Consider the following 19189-nt stretch of genomic DNA (forward strand, 5'->3'; position numbering starts at 1 on the left):
AGCTCGGGTGGTGTCGAACAGCGTCCCGGTCGCGCCGGCGCGCAGCAGCTCGGTGTCGTCGATGCTGTCGCCGCCGGCGAGCATGGACCCGATCACGGTCAGTGCCTTGGTGCCGCTGTTCGCGCCGTGCCGCTGCAAGGTCAACCGGCGGTCCACGAGTCCGGCCAGGCCGACTCGCTGCGCCAACACCGCGGCCGGCAGCAGCCCGGCGGACGGCACGAGATTCGGTTCGTCGAACCTCACGGACACACGCGCCAGGTCATGAGATGCTCGCACTCGTCAGATGCCTTCCCTGCGCGGACGTGGTGGCCTCAGCAACCGACATCGTTCCCGCTCGGAGGGCATTTGATCTTTCAGGCGCGCCGTAGCCCACGAGGCTCAGCGGTGGATCCGGGCTTATGCCTGTCCGGTTGGCCGAGCAGGGCAGGGCCGTAGCGGCCGTCCTTCGGGACGGCCGAGGATCGCAACATCGGTTCGCTGGTCGACACGGGCGAACTGGTGCGGTAGCGGCCGTCCTTCGGGACGGCCGAGGATCGCAACCACCAGGCGATCTCGACGGCCCGGTGCTTGGCGGGGGCAGCGGCCGTCCTTCGGGACGGCCGAGGATCTGCGCGACCCGAACCCGAAAAGCCGCACCGGCGCGATCCGGATCATCGGGGTTCTCCCCGGCCGCCGGCTTCGTGGTGACCGTCATCGTGGACCCGGTCGACGACGCAGGCATCACCGCCTGGAAGACCACCGGAACCGACACAAGGGCGGCGGCCCGCGGCTGGTCGAGCAGATCACCTCCCGGACCCAGCTCCTGCCGATCGACGAGTGAGCTCAGAACCCGGACGAGAGGAGAAGCGTCATGAACGCCCGCCGCACCAGTCCGTCGCTGCGTCTCGCCCTCGCCGTCGCCGGGCTGATAACCCTGCTCGTCGCCGCCGGGTTCGCCGGGCAGGCAACGTGGGTGACGACCATGCTATGGCCGCTGCCGGACGGGCGGCTGTCTCACCTGTTCATCTCGGCGATCCTCGCGGGTTCGGCGATGCCGCTGCTGCTGGCCGCGGCGACCGGGGAACTCGCCGGACTGGTCGGCTACGCGGCCGGATTCGGCGTGATGTACGGCGGGATGGGCGCCTATGCGGCACTGCTGGCCGCCCGCGGAACGCACCTGTGGGCGCTCGGCTTCGCCCTGGCCTGCGCGGGGTTGACCGCCCTGTTGATCGCGTTGGCCGCGGCCGCGCGGCGGGGTCCGAGGCGGGCAGCTGCTGGCGCGGGTACCCGGAGCGCTGCCCTGGCCGCTGGCGGCGGAGTCGTCGGTCATGTACGGGCTCGCGTTCGTCGGGATGGGTGTCTATTTCGGGTACGCGCTGCGCAGGCCCACCTGGGTTCACGCGCGGGGCCAGCTGCTCGGCTTCCTCGCCTACGACGCGGTGCTGATCGGCCCGTTCCTCCACGGCTTCTCGGTCGTGCGGCCGGAGTATCTGCCACGTCTGGTCGTCGCCACCGCGATCGTCGTGGGCAGTGCGGCACTGGCGGTGTATTACCTGCTGCTGCACCCGCCGACGCGGCTGTGGCCGGTGGCTCGGCCGGGGGCGGGGTCGTCGTACCGGCGGCAGGCGGCCCCTCGTCGCGGCGCCGACGCCAGGCCGGCCGGATCGGCCTGAGCGCCTCCCCGCCCGACCCGTGATCAACGGTTCGGAGCCACCGGCCGCGGCAGGCGCGGCTCCCGGCTCCCAACCGTTGATCACGGGCGATGGGCCGGTGCGTTTGCCGGCTGCGGCGATGACGCACCGCGCCCGGGTCGGTGACGCGGACGAGTCGGGACTTCGGTCAGGGACCCGATCAGCCGGCCCGTCCTACCGGCGGCTCATCCCCCACATCGGGGCCGAGGGGCCCGGGACCCGGCCGGTGAGCGGCGACTCGTCGACCCCCGTGCCGAGCTCGGCGATCGTCTCTTCGAGAAGGTTGGACAGGATGAGCAACTTGTCGCGCGGCCCGATGCGCAGCTCGCGGAAAGCCGCCATCCATACGTGACCGTTCGACACGCTCACGCGGTCGTCGCGGATCGGGGGGAGCGTCTCGTCGGCCTCGCCGAGAATCGGGCGGCCGCCCGCGAGGACGCGACGGATGCTGCCCGCACCCCAGTCCAGGGCTCGCTCGAGCCGACACAGGATATGCGGCCGATAGGAGCCGCGGTGACCACTCTCGAGCAGGTAGAGGGTGGCGGGGGAGGGGCCGCCGGCGCTGTACACCTCGGCCTGGGTCAACCCGAGCTCGGCTCGCCGTTCTCGCACGAGCCGACCGAGCTGCGCCCAGTCCTGTTGATCTGAATCGTGGTCGGCGTCCAACCCCGGATCCCGATCTTCCTCATGCCTCGGCCGCATGGGTCGATGATGCCGTACGCCTTAGGACAAGCCTAGCACCGGAGGGGCCTGGCGCGCCGAATACTAGGGCTAGACAGGGATGTCTGAGGCGTTTTACTAGCCAATTTAGGGATTGCTTTCATTCAGACAGAGCCAGGCGTCGCTATCTTGCCCTATCTAGCCCTCGCCGTCTATGATACGAACACATGTACGAATCCGGGGTCGAGGGTTCGGTGCGGCCATCACGCCCACCACGCTCGGCTCCTACCCGGACCACTCTCCGGATGGGAGAAGGGGCGTGACCAGTTTCATCTTCAACCGCGCCAGCAAGGAACAGGCCAAGGCGCGCATCGCGCTGACCGGACCGACCGGGTCGGGCAAGACCTACACCGCACTGATCGTGGGCACCGAACTCGGCGAACGGGTGGCCGTCATCGACACCGAGCGCGGCAGCGCATCCAAGTATGCAGACAAGTTCACCTTCGACACCTTGCAGCTGACGGCGTTCGAGCCGAGCGCGCTGATCGACGCGCTCGCCGTCGCCGCTCACACCGGGTACGACGTCCTGATCGTCGACTCGTTCTCGCACTTCTGGTCCGGCGCAGGCGGGATCCTCGAACAGGTCGACAACGCCGCCAAACGCTCCGGGACCGGGGGCAGCTTCGCCGGATGGCGGGAAGCCCGTCCCCAGGAGCGGGCGATGCTCGACGCCCTGCTCGCCTACCCCGGCCACGTCATCACCACGATGCGGGCGAAGACCGAGTACGTCGTGGAGACCGATGAGCGCGGCCGCAAGGTACCGCGCAAGGTCGGGCTCAAGCCCGAGCAGCGGGACGGGATCGAGTACGAGTTCGACATCGTCGGCGACCTCGATCACGAGAACACACTGGTGATCTCGAAGTCTCGCGCGGAACTGCTGTCCGGGCGCGTGGTCCGCAAACCGGACGCACAGTTCGCCGACGAGATCCGTGACTGGCTCAACGCCGGCGTGCCCGCCCCGACCGTGTCCGACTACGTTGCGGCCGCCACCGCCTCCGACGCCACGTACGACCAGCTGCGCGCCCTCTATGACGAGGTGAGCCGGCGCGCCTGGCTCGACGCCGCCGTCCTGGACACCGAGGGCAAATCCGTCACGCTCGGTGAGCTGATCGTGCACCACGGCACCGAGGCGAAGAACAGGAACGGGTCGCCGGACGGCGAGGGGTCGCCGAATGAGACGAGCCCAGGTTCGCGGCGGCCGGGTCAGCGGGACCACCGCGGTCAGGCCGCGTGACCTCACTCGTCACCGCCCCGTGGCTCCGGGGCACCGACGGGTCTCGTGGAAGACAGCGACCGATGGCTCTGGTTGAACGGTCACAGCTCGCCGCGGTGCTGGCCGCAATGGGCTCGCCGGTACGGATACTGGACGTTCCGGGCGGGATCTGGCGGGAGCTGCTCGCCGACGTGGACGCCGCCGACGCGCTGCTCGCCGTCATCCGGTTGGCCCGCCGGCGGCGCGACATCACCGCCGGTGATATCCGCGGCGAGGCGCGCGCCATCCGCGAGGAGCGGCGCACCGGTCGTCCGGGGGACTGCGAACCCGACGGACCCTGGCACTACCGCACGGAGCTCCCGGCCGCCGTCACGGCGATGGTGTCCCGCAGGGTGTCGTGCCCGTGGTGTGGGGCAGGCCCGGGCCAACCGTGCACCCTGCCCGGCGGCCACGTCCCCTTGCGACGAACCCCCGTCCACCCGGCTCGAGTCCTCGCGGCGGGATTGGAGGAACCTCATGTACGGTGAGACGCTCATCACTCTCGTCGGTAACCTGGTCGACGATCCGGAGCTGCGCAGCACTCCGAGTGGTCAGACCGTCGCGGACTTCCGCGTCGCATCGACCCCGCGCCACTTCGATCCCCGGACCAACGAGTGGGCGGACGGCGAGAGCCTCTTCCTCACCTGCCGTATCTGGCGGCAGCCCGCGGAGCACGTGGCCGAGTCCCTCCGCCGTGGGATGCGGGTCATCGTCGCGGGCAAGCTCCGGCAGCGGTCCTACGAGACCAGGAAGGGGGAGAAGCGGACCGTCTGCGAGATGGAGGTCGACGAGGTCGGCCCGAGCCTCCGCTACGTGACCGCACGGGTCGCCAAGCCCGCGCGCGACCCCGGTTCCGGATCTGCCGGCGGCGCCGACGACCTGCTCTCGGCAGTCGGCTCCCCTGGCGAGGGCGGCCGCAGGGCCGCGCCGCCGAGGGAGGAGAAGACCCCGTTCTGATCCCGGGCCGGGCCGGTGGAAAAGACCAGGAGGTGACGATGATGAGCCCGAGCACGTCCACGACCTACGCGGTCAACCCGTATGAGGCCACCGCCCGTGCGCGCAAGGCGTTCCGGCTGTTCCGGATCATGGGGGCGGCCATCGACGCCACCCCCGGGTTGCCGGTGACCGCCGGCAACCTCCGCGTGATCTGCACCGACGATTCCCTGACCGGGCTGCGCCATGAGATCGAGGAGCTGGCCGGCGTCCGCCCCGCCTCGGAGATCACGTGGGCGACGGTCGAGGGACTGCTCATCGAGCGCTACCTCGGCCGCCCCGAGGTGACCGACCCGGTCCCGCGTCTCGTCGACGAGATGGACCGCAGTGAGGAGGAGAGGCAGGCGGCGCCGGCCACTCACGAGGCCCCCGGCGAAAGGTCCAGATGACGGGCCACGGCTACACGATCGGCGTACGCGGCTGTCAGCATCTGGGCTACGCGGCCCGCAGCATGCGCCTCAACCCCACCACCACCTGGAACCAGCGGATCGTCGACGGCCACGTCGCGCACCGTCTGATCATGCAGGACATGATCGACGCGCGCGTCGACGGCATCGTCGACGGCGGCGACCTCACCCACTGGAACAAGCCGGTTCCACGGGATGTCGAGGTCGCCAACCGGACCGACGACCTGCGGGTTTCGGCGGGGATCTGGGCGGTCGCCAACTCCGGGAACCACTGCGCCGGGGGCGGCAGCGACCTGTCGGCCATGAGCATCATGCATCGCCCCCATCTGGGCATGAACGCCGTGTATCCGGATCCCAAGCGGGCCCGGGGGGACGGGACGGGTCCGTATCCGGGGCTCTACGAGATCCACATTCCCGTCGACGGCCTGGCCCTGCACTGCGTGTCGCACTATGGACTCGACCGGTCGCTGGCCGACCACGGGATCCGCATCGATCCCCGACCCGTGCCCGGCCTGGTCAACCTGTTGTTCTGTCACGGGGTGTTTGCCGCTGACGGACGCCTCTACCAGTGCGTCAACCCCCATGGCGAGGAACGGACGATCCCGGTCGACTGGGCGCACCGCGGCTGGGAGGCCATGCTGCTGTCCCACTATCACCGCGCCGGGCCCGTTCCCGGTTTCGACAGCGGCGAACACGGTCAGGTGTGGTACACCGGCTCGGCGCTCACCCGCGGCTTCGCGGACGACACCGGTCCCCGTGGCTGGCTGCTGGTCACCATCCACGACACCGGCCGCGTCGCGATCGAACTGCGGACCATCTGGCAGCGGCCCCAGTTCGACCTGCCGGCCATCGACGCGGCCGGACTCTCCGCCACGGAGCTGGACGACATCCTCGTCGGCAACATCGGCCGCACTCCGCTCGAGGACGCGGAATCCGCCCGCGTCACCGGTCACGGGGGCGCCATCGTGCGGCAGGTCATCCGCAACACCTCCCCCACGCAACGGCAGGCCCTCGGCGCCCGAGCGGGCCGGTACGCCACTCTCACCCGCGCCGCCGCCTGGTGGGACATCACCTATGACCAGCGGAGCAACGGGGACCTCGTCAGCGAGAGCGGGACCGGACGCGACATCACCCGGCGGTTCACCGACTTCGGCGCCGAACTGCGTCGCCGTTCCGGCCGCCTCGCCGAGGCGCTCGAGATCCCCCGCCGCCTGCGGGGTCCCGTCCTCGAGCAGGCCGGTATCTGGGCGGACGAGACCGTCTCCGCAGCCGAGCTCGCCGAGCCGGACCGGCTGGGCTGACGGGGTGGGCTGACGTGGGTCGACGACGAGGACGTACCCGATGATCCTGCTGACCCGCATCGAGGTCACCAACATCCGGTCGATCACGCACGGCGTCATCGAGCCGTTGCCCGACGGCATCACTGCGCTGGTCGGCGTGATCGGGACGGGCAAGAGCACGTTCCTCGAGGCGGTGCGCTGGGCGTTGTACGGCGAGGTGCCCGGTGGCCTGCGGCAGGCCGAGATGCGTCGCCGCGGCGCGGACGGCCGGCGGTGCGAGGCGGCGGTGGACTTCATCGTCAGCGGCACCGCGTTCCGTGCTGTCCGGGGCCTGCGACAGAAGACAGCCAAGGGACGGGTCATCGAGACCGCCTACGCCGAGCTGTTCATCGACGGTGCCCGGCAGCCCCAGATCACCCCGACCAAGCTCACCGAGAAGGTGGTCGGGATCAGTGGGCTCACCGGTCGGGCCTTCAGCGGCGCGTTCTTCATCCCGCAGAACCGGCTGCCGACCCTCGCCCAGGGAACTCCCGGCGAGATCCAGCAGGTCTTCGAGGAGCAGACCGGCCTGACCCCGTTGACGCGCCGGGTGGAGGCGGCCCACCGGGACGCCGGTCAGGCGGCGGCGACAGCGGAGGCACTCCCCGGCTCGGCGGAGGAGGTGAAGACCGCCCAGGAGGCACTGGAGATCGCCCGGGCCGAGGAGCGGGGCGCCCAGCAGCGGTTCGCGACCGCGAAGGCGGGCGCGGACGCCTCGCGGCGCGCGCTCACCGCGGCCCAGGCCGTCCACGGCCTGCTCACCGACCGGCGGTCGGCCGCCGAGCAGGCCCGCCTGGACGCCGCCCGCGCCGAAACCCGCGTCGCGGGTCTCGCCGAGACCATCCGTGAACTCGTCGAGCAGGCCCGGGACCTCCCGGCCGGCGACGGCCGGGACGCCCGCCGTCGCCTGGCCGAACTGCGGACCGCGCGGCAGGCAGCCGACCATGCCGGACACACCATGGAGTCGGCGTCCGCGTCGGTGTCCGAGGCCCGGCGGCGGCTGCGCGACGCCCGCGGCCAGCTCGAGCGGTTGCCCGTCGACCTGGAGGAACGCCTGGATGCCGCCAGAAGGGCGCAGACCGATGCCGAGCATCGAGTGGGGAGACTGCGCGGTGAGTACACCCGGCTGAACCAGGCCGTGCAGGCCCTGCGGTCCGCCGGCGCGCGCGCGGCCCGCTGTCCCACCTGTGGCCAGGAGGTCGCCCACCTGGCCGAGTTGCTCACCGGCCTTGCCGAACAGGCGGCGCAGTGCGAGACGGACGGTCACCAGGCGGCCCGCAGCGCCCACGCCGCGGCCGCACAGAACGCGGAGCTCGCGGCCGCGCTCCGTCGGCAGGAGGCCGCCCGCACCGCACTCCGGCAGGCCCGAGACGAGGTGCGCGACGCCGTCCGGGCGCGGCGCACCGCCGCCGGGCGGGCGAGGGTCACCCTGGACGAGCTCGCGACGCTGCTGCAGGTGGCGGGGGAGGGCGCGCGGGTCATGGCTGCGGCCGAGGCGGCCGAGGACGCCGCGGCCCGGGAGGTCAGTGCGGTGCGCTATGCCGAGCAGCTCCGAACCCGGCTGGTCAGGGCGCGCGGCGACCACGCGGCGGCTCAGGCCGCGCTCGCCGAGCTCCACACCCGGGCGGCCGACGTCACCACCGTCGAAGAGCTGGACAACGCCGCCGCGGCGCTGGCCGCGGCCCGTGCGGACTGGGAGGCCGACAGCGCCCGGTGCGCGGAGGCCGCGACGAGGGCCGAGGTTCTCGCCGAACGCTGCCGGGTGCTGGAGGCGGCCCGCGACGGCGAGCAGCGGCTGCTCGAGGCCAAGCTGGACGCGCTGGGCAGGGCGGAGATCCTCCGGCACGCGGCCCGCATGCTGGCCGGGCTGCGCCGCGACCTGCTGGCCGAGTACACGGCCACCGTGTCGGAGGCGGCGACGGACCTGCTGCGGCAGATCGGCGGCGAGCACACCGCCTTCCACATCGACGAGCGGTTCGCCCCCGAGGTCGTCCTCGCCGACGGCACCCGGCGGCCGTTGCGAATGTTGTCCGGTGGGGAACAGGCCCGCAGCGCCCTGTGCTTCTGCCTCGGGATCTCCGCCCAGATCACCGGCGGCAGCCGCACCGGAACGATCAGCGCCGACGAGATCACGGCCGCCTACGACGACGAGACCCGCCAGGCCATCGTCGACCTGCTGCGCGACCTCGGGTGGCCGTTGCTGATCATCGCTCACAGCCCGGAGATCGTCGAGATCGCCAATCGCGTCGTCCGGCTCGGCAAACCCGACGAGGCCACCGGCACCCGCGTCCTGTCCGGGGCCCCGGACGAACCGACACCGGGGGAACTGGCCGACCTGCTGCCCCGCCCAGAATGATCGACGGTCGGGAGCCGGGAACCGCGTTTGCCGCGGCCGGCGATGCCCAATCCTTGATCATGGGTGGTGGAGGTGGCCCCCGGCTCGATCCGCACCGTCGCGGTGTCGGCTGCTGCGAGCACGTGGAAGCGGTCGGTGAGGGCGCCGGTGCGGGTGTCCCGATCCCGGGGCTGTCCCATGATCCCGTCCGGCCTGCTGGCCGCTCACCGCGGGCGTGGTCGACGGGGCCCGGGGGGCAGGTCAGTCGCCGTAGTGGTAATGGGCTTGCAGGATCACGATGTCGTCGGCCTCGACGAGGTAGACCAGTCGATGTTCCTCGCTGATGCGGCGTGACCAACTGCCGGCGAAAGCGTGGCGCAGAGGCTCGGGCTTGCCGATGCCCTCGAACGGGTCGCGGAGGATGTCCTCGATGAGCCGGTTGATGCGCTTGACGGTAACGCGGTCGGTGGCCACCCAGTGCTGGTAGTCCTCCCACCCGTGGGGAGTGAAGACCAGCCTCACCGCGTCAGTGGACGCTCGTCGCGTTCGCCCCGGTGTGCCTGGGCCAGGCTCTCGAGCAGACGACGCGCATTCGCCGGGGAGCGCAGCAGGTGCGCGGTCTCCTCCAATGCCTCGTAGTCCGCGCGGGACATCAAGACCGCATCGCCGCGGCGAGAGTTGATCTCCACGGGCGTACGGTCGTTGTTGACCTGTTCGATGAGCGGAAAGAGGTTCTTGCGTGCTTCGGACGCGGTGATCGCCATCGTGACCCCTCCAAGTGGTACAAAATATCGTACCAGTTGATGTGGGTCAGTGTCGGCCAGGGCGTCCCACCGTCGGGGTCGAACGCGGGCTCGGCCGGGTCGAGACGCGGACCTGGTACTCGACGATCCGAGCTTGGCCAACGCGTCGAGGGCCTCGTCCGCGGCGCAGCAGCGCGCGGTCCCGGTCGGTCTCGGCGATCCCCTCCACGTACCGGGCCCTGGCGAGGTAGGCCGACCGGCCGCAGCGCTCCAGCTCGGCGGCGGGCGGCGCCGATGCGGCTGGTACACCTCCAGCAACCAGGTCATCAACCTGCCCGGTGGCGGCTCCGCGAGGGCCGCTTCGGCCAGTGCCCGCAGCGCAGCGGCGTCGAGGGCGGGCAGGGCAGCCGGCGCAGCAGCCCGTTCCGACCCGGCGCAGAGCGCCGCGATCTCACCGCGCGGCAGCACCCGCAGGTGCCGCTCCAACGCCGCGGCCCACAAACCGAACGCCGAGCTGACGCCCAGTGGGTAGGCGCGGGCCGACAGCACGGTCCACCCCGGATCCGTGAGCAGCTCCCTGGCGAGACGGGTTTGCCCACCCCGGCGTCGGCGGCGATCAGGACGCAGCGGCACGTGCCGTCGCGCGTGCGCGCGGCCTCGGCGCGCAGGGCCGCCAGCTTCTCGGTGCGCCCGACGAGCGGCGGGCCGGGCTGCGTCGCGTCGGCACCCTCGGTCCGATCCGGCGGGTCGACACGCTCCGGGGATGAGGCCGGTCCGGCGGGGCGGTGCGGTGGATCGTTTCGGCCGATGATCGCCTGGCGTGAGCCGCCTGACACAGGTCGTGTCGGCGTGCGGCGCCCGACCTAGACTCGGCAGGATTCCCACGGGCCGGACAACTCCCGCCCGCGGCGACCATGCAGGAGAGGCGCCCGTCGCGGCCGTGCAGGCGGTGGCGGCCGGTGAGGAGCACGGATGAATACCCCGCAGGTGGACACCGACGCGCTGGACCGGGCCGTCCCGGACGAACCGGACGAGCTGGTGCTCGCCGCGGAGTTCCCCGCGGCCACCCGGGAGCAGTGGGTCGAGCTCGTCGACGGGGTCGTGCGCAAGACCGGTCGCATCGCCGCCGACGCCCCCGCCGGTGCCGGCGCGGAGAAGATCGGCTGGAGCACCCCGGACGGCGTCCGGGTCCAGCCCCTCTACACCGGGCAAGACCTCGCCGAGAACCTGCCGATCGGCGTCCCGGGGGCGCTCCCGTTCGTCCGCGGCTCCCGCGCCGGAGGGCCCGTCCCGGATGGCTGGGACGTCCGGCAGCGGCACGCCGACCCGGACCCGCAGGCCGCGAGGAACGCGATCGCGGCCGACCTGGAGAACGGCGTGACCTCGCTGTGGCTCGCGGTCGGGGAACACGGCACCGCCGTCGCCGACCTGTCCGCCGTGCTCGCCGATGTGCTGCTCGACCTCGCCCCCGTCGTGCTCGACGCGGGCGCGCAGGCACCGGCCGCCGCCGAGGCGTTCCTCGCACTGGCCGCGCAGCGCGACGCGCCCGCCGCCGGCCTGCGCGGCAACCTCGGCCTCGATCCGATCGGGCTGCGCGCCCGGACCGGCTCCGGGCCCGCCGTGGAATCGGTCGCCGACCTCGCGCGCCGGGTCGCCGAACGGTTCCCGGTGCTGCGCGCGATCGTCGTCGATGCCCTTGCGGTGCACGGCGCCGGCAGCTCCGATGCCCAGGAGCTGGGCTTCTCCCTCGCCGCCGGGGTCGCCTACCTGCGCGCGCTCACCGCCGCGGGGCTCGACGTCGCCGCGGCCGCCCGGCTGGTGGAGTTCCGCTACGCGGCCACCGGCGAGCAGTTCGCGACGATCGCGAAGCTGCGCGCCGCGCGCCGGCTGTGGGGTCGCGTTCTGGAAGCCTCCGGTGCGGACGGCCCCGGCCAGGCCCAGCACGCCGTCAGCTCGCCGGTGATGCAGAGCCGCCGCGATCCGTGGGTGAACCTGCTGCGCGGCACCGTGGCCGGGTTCGCGGCCGGCGTCGGCGGCGCCGACGCGGTGACCGTCGCGCCGTTCGACGCCGCGATCGGGGTGTCCGAGCCGTTCTCCCGGCGCATCGCGCGCAACACCCAGGCCCTGCTCATCGAGGAGTCGCATCTGGCCAGGGTGATCGACCCGGCCGGCGGCTCCTGGTATGTCGAGCATCTCACCGACGACCTGGCCAGGGCGGGATGGGCGTTCTTCCAGGAGATCGAGGCCGCGGGCGGCGCGGTCGCCGCGCTGGACTCCGGGCTGGTCGCCGATCGGGTCGCCGCCGTGCGCGAGCAGCGGCAGCGGGCGGTCGCGAAGCGGACCGTCCCGCTCACCGGGGTCAGCGAGTTCCCGGACCTCGACGAGCGGCCGGTCGCGCGTCGCCCGCTCCCGCGGCCCGCGGCCCACGAAGCAGTTCACGGCGGCCTGCCGACGTTCCGGCTGGCCGAGCCGTTCGAGGCCTACCGGGACCGATCCGATGAGATCCTGGCCCGGACCGGGACCCGGCCGACGGCGTTCCTGGCCACCCTCGGTCCGCTCGCCGCCTACACCGCGCGCGCCGGATTCGCCCGCAACCTGCTACAGGCGGGCGGCATCGCGGCACCCGATGCCGGCCCCACCGAGACCCCCGAGGACGTGGTGGCGGCCTTCACCGAGGCGGGTACCCCCGTTGCGGTGCTGTGTTCCACCGACGCCCTCTACGCCGAGCGCGCCGCGCTCACCGCGGCGGCCCTGCGCGCGGCCGGGGCGACGGCCGTGCTGCTCGCCGGCCGCGCCGAGGTTCCCGGGGTCGACGGATATCTCTACGCAGGCTGTGACGCGCTGGGCGCGATCGAGGACGTGTACGGCGCTCTGGAGGGTGCGAAGTGACGATTCCCGACTTCACGACGGTTTCGCTGGAGCCCGAGCCGCAGGCCGACAAGGCCGCCGACTGGACGGCCGCGCTCGCCGGCGCCCCGGCGCCGCAGCCGTGGGAGTCGCCGGAGGGCATCGCGGTCAAGCCGCTCTACACCGCGTCCGACCTCGAGGGCCTCGACTTCCTGCAGACCTACCCGGGCATCCCCCCGTACCTGCGCGGGCCGTACCCCACCATGTACGTCACCCAGCCCTGGACGATCCGCCAGTACGCCGGGTTCTCCACGGCGGCCGAGTCCAACGCCTTCTACCGGCGTAACCTCGCCGCCGGCCAGAAGGGCCTTTCGATCGCGTTCGACCTGGCCACCCACCGCGGCTACGACTCCGACCACCCGCGGGTGGCCGGTGACGTCGGGATGGCGGGCGTGGCGATCGACTCGATCTACGACATGCGCCAGCTGTTCGACGGCATCCCGCTGGACCGCATGTCGGTCTCGATGACCATGAACGGCGCCGTGCTGCCGGTGCTGGCGCTCTACATCGTGGCGGCCGAGGAGCAGGGGGTCGCGCCCGAGCAGCTCGCCGGGACCATCCAGAACGACATCCTCAAGGAGTTCATGGTCCGCAACACCTACATCTATCCGCCGCGGCCCTCGATGCAGATCATCTCCGATATTTTCGGCTACACATCGGAGAGGATGCCCAAGTTCAACTCGATCTCGATCTCGGGCTACCACATCCAGGAGGCCGGGGCGACCAACGATCTCGAGCTCGCCTACACCCTTGCCGACGGCGTGGAGTACCTGCGGGCCGGGATCGGCGCGGGGCTGGACATCGACCGGTTCGCTCCGCGGCTGAGCTTCTTCTGGGCGATCGGGATGAACTTCTTCATGGAGGTCGCCAAGCTGCGGGCGGCGCGGCTGCTGTGGTCGAAGCTGGTCAACCAGTTCTCCCCGCGGAACCCGAAGTCGCTGTCCCTGCGGACGCACAGCCAGACCTCGGGCTGGTCGCTCACCGCCCAGGACGTCTACAACAACGTCGTGCGCACCTGCATCGAGGCGATGGCCGCCACCCAGGGCCACACCCAGTCGCTGCACACCAACGCGCTCGACGAGGCGCTCGCGCTGCCGACGGACTTCTCCGCGCGGATCGCCCGCAACACCCAGCTGCTGCTGGCCCAGGAGTCGGGCACGACGAAGGTCATCGACCCGTGGGGCGGCAGCTACTACGTCGAGCGGCTGACCTACGACCTGGCCCGCCGCGCCTGGGCACATATCCAGGAGGTCGAGAAGGCCGGCGGGATGGCCCAGGCCATCGACGCCGGCATCCCGAAGCTGCGCGTCGAGGAGGCCGCGGCACGCACCCAGGCCCGCATCGACTCCGGGCGCCAGCCGGTGATCGGGGTCAACAAGTACGTCGTCGGCGACGGGGACGCCGACGAGCACCTCGAGGTGCTCAAGGTCGACAACGCCGGGGTGCGCCGCGAGCAGCTGGAGAAGCTGGAGCGGTTGCGCGCCGAGCGCGACGACCGTGCCGTCGACGCCTCGCTCACGGCACTCACCAACGCGGCCGCGGCCGCCGCGGAGGGCACCCGGCGCGGATTCGACCAGAACCTGCTGGCGCTGGCCGTGGACGCGGCGCGGGCGAAGGCCACCGTCGGGGAGATCTCCGACGCGCTGGAGAAGGTCTTCGGCCGCCACTCCGGACAGATCAGGATCATCTCTGGCGTGTATTCGCAGGAGGCCGGGAAGAACCCGGTGATCAGCCGCGCCCGCGAGCTCGTGAGCGAGTTCGCCGCCGAGGAGGGGCGCCAGCCGCGCATCCTCGTCGCGAAGATGGGCCAGGACGGCCACGACCGCGGCCAGAAGGTGATCGCCACGGCGTTCGCCGATCTCGGCTTCGACGTCGACGTCGGCCCGCTGTTCCAGACCCCCGCCGAGGTCGCGCGCCAGGCCGTCGAGGCCGACGTGCACGTCGTCGGGGTGAATTCGCTCGCCGCCGGGCACCTCACGCTGGTGCCCGAGCTGCGCGACGAGCTGGCGCGGCTCGGCAGGCCCGACATCATGGTCGTCGTCGGCGGCGTCATCCCGCCGGGTGACGTGCCGGAGCTGCTGGAGATGGGGGCCGCGGCTGTCTTCGGGCCGGGGACGGTGATCGCCGAGGCGGCCGTGGACCTGCTCGGGAAGCTGTCGGCCGCGCTGCACGCCGAGCACTGATGGCGCGGCGGATCGACGTCCCGGCGTTGGCCAAGGGGGTCCTCGACGGCAACCGGGCGGTGCTGGCCCGCGCGATCACGCTGGTGGAGTCGCACCGGGCCGATCACCGGCAGGCGGCGCAGCAGCTGCTGATGGAGCTGTTGCCGCACGCCGGGGCCGCCCAGCGGGTCGGGATCAGCGGGGTGCCGGGCGTCGGGAAGTCGACGTTCATCGAGGCGCTGGGTACCCGGCTCACGGGGGCCGGGCACGCGGTCGCGGTGCTGGCCGTCGACCCGTCCTCGACCCGCACCCGTGGCTCGATCCTCGGCGACAAGACCCGGATGGCGAAGCTGGCATGCGACGAGAACGCGTTCGTCCGCCCGTCGCCCAGCGCCGGGACGCTGGGTGGGGTCGCCAGGGCGACCCGCGAGACGATCGTGCTGATGGAGGCCGCGGGCTACGACGTGGTGCTCGTCGAGACCGTCGGGGTCGGCCAGTCCGAGGTCACCGTGGCCGCGATGGTCGACACCTTTCTGATGCTGACGATCGCGCGCACCGGCGACTCGCTGCAGGGGATCAAGAAGGGCATTCTCGAGCTCGCCGACGTCATCGCGGTGAACAAGGCGGACGGCCCGCACGAGAAGGAGGCGCGCGCGGCCGCCCGGGAGCTGCGCTCCGCGCTGCGGCTGATGACCCCGACCAGCGAGTCATGGTGGCCGCCGGTGCTGACCTGCAGCGCCCAGACCGGCGCCGGCCTCGACGAGGTCTGGGCGAGCATCGAGAAGCACCGGGCCACCCTCGAGCGGACCGGGGAGCTCGCGACCCGGCGGGCCGGCCAACAGGTCGAGTGGATGTGGGCGATGGTCCGCGACCAGCTCATGGACCGGCTGCAGTCGCACCCCGGCGTGGCCGGGAAGCTGCCCGGGCTGGAGCGCGACGTCCGCGACGGGCAGCTCACCCCGACCCTGGCCGCACAGACGATCATCGATACATTGGGCTGATGCCGGCGTTGGGCCGATCCGGTGGGAAAGGCGCATCCTGGAGGGGATGACCGCCGGATCGGCTCACCCGCAGCCCGAGAACGCCCCGGCCCGCGAACCCCCGGCCCGCGAGCTGCCGGCGCGGGGTCGGCGAAGACCGGTCCGCGCCCTCGTGGTGCGGACCCTCACCCGCGCGTGGGACGACAACATCTTCTCCGAGGCGGCGGCCGCCGCGTTCTGGCAGACGCTCTCGCTGCCGCCGCTGCTGCTGGGGCTGCTGGGGGCGCTCGGCTATATCGGCGGCTGGTTCGGCCCGGACACGGTCGAGGTCGTGCAGGATCGGATCATCACCTGGACCAGCGGGGTGTTCAGCCGCAACGTCGTCGACCAGATCATCGCCCCGACCGTCGAGGAGATGCTCTCGACCGGCCGCAGCGAGCTCGTCTCGGTGGGCTTCCTCATCTCGCTGTGGTCGGGGTCGTCGGCCATGTCGTCGTTCGTCGACGCGATCACCCGCGCCCACGACCAGTACGGCCACCGCAACCCGGTCTGGCAGCGGACCCTGGCGCTGCTGCTGTATCTGGTCGGGCTGGTCGCGGGCATCATCGCGCTGCCGGTGCTCGCCCTGGGTCCGGACCTGCTGCCGCAACTGCTGCCCTCGTCCTGGCGGCCCACCGCGGTGAGCCTCATCGGCCTCCTCTACTACCCGGTGCTCGGCACCCTGCTCGTGCTGGCGCTCACCACCCTGTACAAGGTGGCGCTGCCAGCGAAACCGCCGTGGTGGCGCGGGCTTCCCGGCGCGCTGCTGGCCGCGGTCGTGTTCCTGGCGGGGGCGACCGGGCTGCGGATCTACATCAACTGGCTGACCACGACGGGGTTCACCTACGGTGCGCTGGCCGCCCCGATCGCCTTCCTGCTCGCGGCGTTCTTCATCGGGCTGGCCATCGTGCTGGGGGCGCACCTCAACGCGTCGATCCAGGCGGTGTGGCCGGCCCGGTTGCGCGATCGGCGCAGGGCTGGGCGCCGCGGCTGAGCGCGTTATGGAGCCATAACGCGGTCCGGGGCCGGTGCGTAGCGACGTTATGGAGCCATGGCGCGCCTGGGCGCCGGGGTCACCGGCGCGTGGCGAGGAACTCGGCGGGCTCGATGTAGTAGGGGTTGTCGTAGATCATCCCGCTGGCCATCACCTTCGGATGGGTCTTCAGGATGTCCATCAAGATCGCGCCACCGAACCGGTCGAGGTCGTACATGCAGATGACGACCTGTGGGTAGCGGTCGGCGTAGCGGTTGTACTCGGACTCGTAGGCGATCAGTTCCTCGACCCCGGGGAGGTCGCGCAGCGCCCAGCTCATCTCGCAGATGATCCGGACCAGGGGGCTGCCGCCGGCCGTCGCATCGGCCAGGAGCCGCATCCAGAACGCGAGCATCCGTTCGGCGCTGAAGGCACCCGATGTGAAGTACGTGTCCAGCGAGCAGCGCAGGTCGAGCTCGGGCCCGGGTCCATCGACCTCGTCCACATCCAGTGCGGACCGGAGCTGGTTCGGGTCGGTGCCGTCGAGGATGCAGACGCACTTGTCCCCGGCGTGGAGCCCCTCGCGCAGGAAGGGGAGCAGGATCGCGTCTCGCTCGTCGGTGCCGCTGTAGAAGCCGCACACGTGATCGCCCGGGGCGAGGGACAGCCCCGGGATGCCGACCGCGACGGGTCCGGTCACCAGCGCACTCCTGTGTGTCGTCGATCGCCGGGAACGGGTGGCTCGCAGACTACCCGCTCCTCGCGGGGTGGCGCGCCGTCGGTTCCGCATGCAGTGCCCGCAGGGTGTACCACGCGCGGGTGGCCAGCTGGAGGTTGAACCGGGTGTCGGGATCGGCGAGGTCGTGGCCCGAGATGTCGCGGATGCGCTGCAGGCGGTACCGAAGGGTGCTGCGGCCGACGGCCAGCGCGGCGGCGGTGGCGTCGTAGGCGCCGCCGCACTCGAGGAAGCGGCTCACCGTCCTGACCAGCTCGGAGCGCCGGCGCGTGTCGTAGTCCAGCAGCGTGCCCAGCCACCGGCGGACGTACCGCTCGACCCCGGACAGGTTCTCGACCTCGGCCAGCAGCTGGTAGACGCCGAGCTCGTCGTACTCGATGACCCGATCGTCGCCGTGGGCCAGCGGGTGCAGCCGCAGCGCGAGGCACGCCTCCCGGTACGAGCGGGGGACACCCGAGCGGTCGTCGGCGCGGCTCCCCGCGCCGATCCGGCAGCGCCGGCCACCGAGCCCGCGGACGACCGCGGCCCGGAACGCGTCCCAGGACGTCTCCGCATCGGCCAGCACGACGACGGCTCCGGCCCGGGACACCACGAGCGACCCGACGCCGAGGTCGCGGGCGGCACGCCGGACGGCATGCAGGAGGGCGTCGTCCTCGCCCGACTTCGGTCCTTCCACGACGAGGACGCGGTAGGGCCGCTCCAGGTCGTAGCCGAGCGCGCGGGCCCGGGCGAGCGTTGCGGGGTCCTCGGTGCCGAGCAGCAGCTCGTCGATGATGTCGCGGCTCAGCCGCAGCTCGGTCTCGGCGAGGCTGCGGAGGCGGGCCAGCTCCACGGCCAGCACCGTGGCCCCGTGCTCCAGCGCCACCAGCTCCTGCTCGCCGGCCCGCCCGGCGGGATCGGCGAGCGCGAGGACGCCGAGCACGTCGTCGCGGGGATTGGCGACGGCCAGGACGCGGCCGCCGTCGCGCACCGGTCGGCCCTCCTGCAGGATCTGCGACAGCAGCGCCTCCCGCGCGGCCGGGGCGGCCTTGGGGTACCGCTCGGCGCGGTCGGGCCCGGCCCAGGCCGTCAGGTTGCCGTACCGATCCTCGACCGCCACCGGAAAGCCGGTGAGCTCATGGACGGCGCGGGCGATGCCCTCGGGGCCCTCGCCGGCGAGCGCGGCCCGGGTGAGCCGATCATGGATCGCGCTCTTGCGCTCGAGCGCGTCGACCAGATCCGCGAGCACCGCATTGGTCGTGCGCAGTTGCTCCCCCGACGCCCGCTCGCGTGCGTGCAGATCCGCGTTGGCCAGCGCGACGCCGGTCTGCTGCACCAGCACCCGCAGCAGGAACAGCTGCGAATGTGACGGCTGCGCCGCGGCGGTCACGATGAGATGACCGAAGTTGCCCTGCAGGCTGCGCAGCGCGAACGCCCATGCCCAACCCGCGTCCGCGATCTCCACCGCGCCGCCCGAGCTGAGGCGCGCACACCGTTCCTCCAGGGCAGCTCTGACCTCCGGGCGCGTGCACGCGCCCACTGCCGCTCGCCAGCCGATGTCGGAAAGGTGCACGCCCTCCAGCCGGCAGCGTCCCAGTGAGGTGACCGCATTCCCGGCCAGCCGCAGGATCTGCTCCGCGTCGCCATGCCCCGTCATCAACATCGCGAGCACGAGCAGGCCCTGCAGGCTGGACAGCTGGTCGCGCAGCCCGAGCGATTCGGCGTCGGGTCCCGCGGGGACGGCGCTCGGGATCGCGCTCACCGGTTCCACCGCCACCTCCGGTGTCGATTCTGCCCCGGATGCGGCGATCGGCCTAGACCGTGCAGGGCGACGCCCTCCGCTCGATGGGGGTCCGACCAGCAGCATTCCGTCAGTCGGACGGCAGAGTTGGCCTTCGGAGGGCCAACCCGGGGGCGTCTTCGGCCCCGCCAGGGCGTAGCGCGCCCGTCGCGACGCCCGCCACTCTCGTGCCA

General features: G+C 72.1%; 16 protein-coding genes and 1 pseudogene. 11 read left to right on the plus strand and 6 right to left on the minus strand.

Annotation, left to right across the window (positions count from 1 at the left end):
* Positions 1-249: pseudogene (locus G567_RS29970) on the minus strand (IS1380 family transposase); the annotation flags it as partial.
* Between the two features lie 1058 nt (positions 250-1307).
* Between G567_RS29970 and G567_RS0119470 the strand changes: the two are divergent.
* A complete protein-coding gene (locus G567_RS0119470) occupies positions 1308-1652 on the plus strand; it encodes a hypothetical protein (RefSeq protein ID WP_028931301.1) in 345 nt (114 codons plus the stop codon).
* A gap of 192 nt (positions 1653-1844) precedes the next feature.
* On the opposite strand, the gene G567_RS32310 is transcribed toward G567_RS0119470, so the two are convergent.
* A complete protein-coding gene (locus G567_RS32310; protein ID WP_084796271.1) occupies positions 1845-2372 on the minus strand; it encodes a helix-turn-helix domain-containing protein in 528 nt (175 codons plus the stop codon).
* A gap of 277 nt (positions 2373-2649) precedes the next feature.
* On the opposite strand from G567_RS32310, the gene G567_RS29980 reads away from it, so the two are divergent.
* The 6 genes from G567_RS29980 (at position 2650) to G567_RS0119505 (ending at position 8717) form a co-directional block, all read left to right on the plus strand.
* The gene (locus G567_RS29980) at positions 2650-3624 is read left to right on the plus strand and encodes an ATP-binding protein (protein ID WP_211223975.1); all 975 of its coding nucleotides are present in this window, start codon (positions 2650-2652) and stop codon (positions 3622-3624) included.
* Positions 3625-3686: 62 nt separating this feature from the next.
* On the plus strand, positions 3687-4130 hold the full coding sequence (locus G567_RS0119485; RefSeq protein ID WP_028931302.1) for a zinc finger domain-containing protein: 444 nt from the start codon (positions 3687-3689) through the stop codon (positions 4128-4130).
* Positions 4120-4599, plus strand: a complete 480-nt coding sequence (locus G567_RS29985) for a single-stranded DNA-binding protein (protein WP_084796273.1) — start codon at positions 4120-4122, stop codon at positions 4597-4599. The genes G567_RS0119485 and G567_RS29985 overlap by 11 nt, the downstream gene beginning before the upstream one ends.
* A gap of 41 nt (positions 4600-4640) precedes the next feature.
* Positions 4641-5024, plus strand: a complete 384-nt coding sequence (locus G567_RS0119495; protein ID WP_154667165.1) for a hypothetical protein — start codon at positions 4641-4643, stop codon at positions 5022-5024.
* A complete protein-coding gene (locus G567_RS0119500; protein WP_028931304.1) occupies positions 5021-6343 on the plus strand; it encodes a metallophosphoesterase family protein in 1323 nt (440 codons plus the stop codon). The genes G567_RS0119495 and G567_RS0119500 overlap by 4 nt, the downstream gene beginning before the upstream one ends.
* Positions 6344-6383: 40 nt before the next feature.
* Positions 6384-8717: an AAA family ATPase gene (locus G567_RS0119505; protein ID WP_028931305.1), complete on the plus strand. Its 2334-nt coding sequence runs from the start codon at positions 6384-6386 to the stop codon at positions 8715-8717.
* A 240-nt stretch (positions 8718-8957) separates the two neighbouring features.
* On the opposite strand, the gene G567_RS0119510 is transcribed toward G567_RS0119505, so the two are convergent.
* Both G567_RS0119510 and G567_RS0119515 read right to left on the minus strand, forming a co-directional pair.
* On the minus strand, positions 8958-9218 hold the full coding sequence (locus G567_RS0119510; RefSeq protein WP_028931306.1) for a Txe/YoeB family addiction module toxin: 261 nt from the start codon (positions 9216-9218) through the stop codon (positions 8958-8960).
* Positions 9215-9460 carry a type II toxin-antitoxin system Phd/YefM family antitoxin gene (locus G567_RS0119515; RefSeq protein ID WP_028931307.1) on the minus strand — a complete coding sequence of 82 codons (246 nt, stop codon included), beginning with the start codon at positions 9458-9460 and terminating at the stop codon, positions 9215-9217. The genes G567_RS0119510 and G567_RS0119515 overlap by 4 nt, the downstream gene beginning before the upstream one ends.
* 951 nt (positions 9461-10411) lie before the next feature.
* Between G567_RS0119515 and G567_RS0119520 the strand changes: the two genes are divergently transcribed.
* From G567_RS0119520 to G567_RS29990, 4 genes are read left to right on the plus strand one after another with little or no spacing between them, the layout of a single operon-like run.
* A complete protein-coding gene (locus G567_RS0119520) occupies positions 10412-12328 on the plus strand; it encodes a methylmalonyl-CoA mutase family protein (RefSeq protein ID WP_028931308.1) in 1917 nt (638 codons plus the stop codon).
* The gene (scpA, locus tag G567_RS0119525; RefSeq protein WP_028931309.1) at positions 12325-14529 is read left to right on the plus strand and encodes a methylmalonyl-CoA mutase; all 2205 of its coding nucleotides are present in this window, start codon (positions 12325-12327) and stop codon (positions 14527-14529) included. The genes G567_RS0119520 and scpA overlap by 4 nt, the downstream gene beginning before the upstream one ends.
* Entirely contained in the window at positions 14529-15509 is a 981-nt protein-coding gene (meaB, locus tag G567_RS0119530; RefSeq protein WP_028931310.1) for a methylmalonyl Co-A mutase-associated GTPase MeaB, read from the plus strand. Before scpA ends, meaB begins: the two co-directional genes overlap by 1 nt.
* A 46-nt stretch (positions 15510-15555) precedes the next feature.
* Positions 15556-16521, plus strand: a complete 966-nt coding sequence (locus tag G567_RS29990) for a YihY/virulence factor BrkB family protein (RefSeq protein WP_051233315.1) — start codon at positions 15556-15558, stop codon at positions 16519-16521.
* 79 nt (positions 16522-16600) lie between these two features.
* On the opposite strand, the gene G567_RS0119540 is transcribed toward G567_RS29990, so the two are convergent.
* Both G567_RS0119540 and G567_RS0119545 read right to left on the minus strand, forming a co-directional pair.
* Positions 16601-17200, minus strand: coding sequence for an MEDS domain-containing protein (locus G567_RS0119540; protein WP_211223976.1), 600 nt, complete (start codon positions 17198-17200; stop codon positions 16601-16603).
* Between the two features lie 49 nt (positions 17201-17249).
* Positions 17250-18977, minus strand: coding sequence for a helix-turn-helix domain-containing protein (locus tag G567_RS0119545; RefSeq protein ID WP_211223977.1), 1728 nt, complete (start codon positions 18975-18977; stop codon positions 17250-17252).
* Between the last annotated feature and the right edge of the window lie 212 nt (positions 18978-19189).

It is taken from the genome of Pseudonocardia asaccharolytica DSM 44247 = NBRC 16224 (genome assembly GCF_000423625.1).
Lineage (GTDB): Bacteria > Actinomycetota > Actinomycetes > Mycobacteriales > Pseudonocardiaceae > Pseudonocardia > Pseudonocardia asaccharolytica.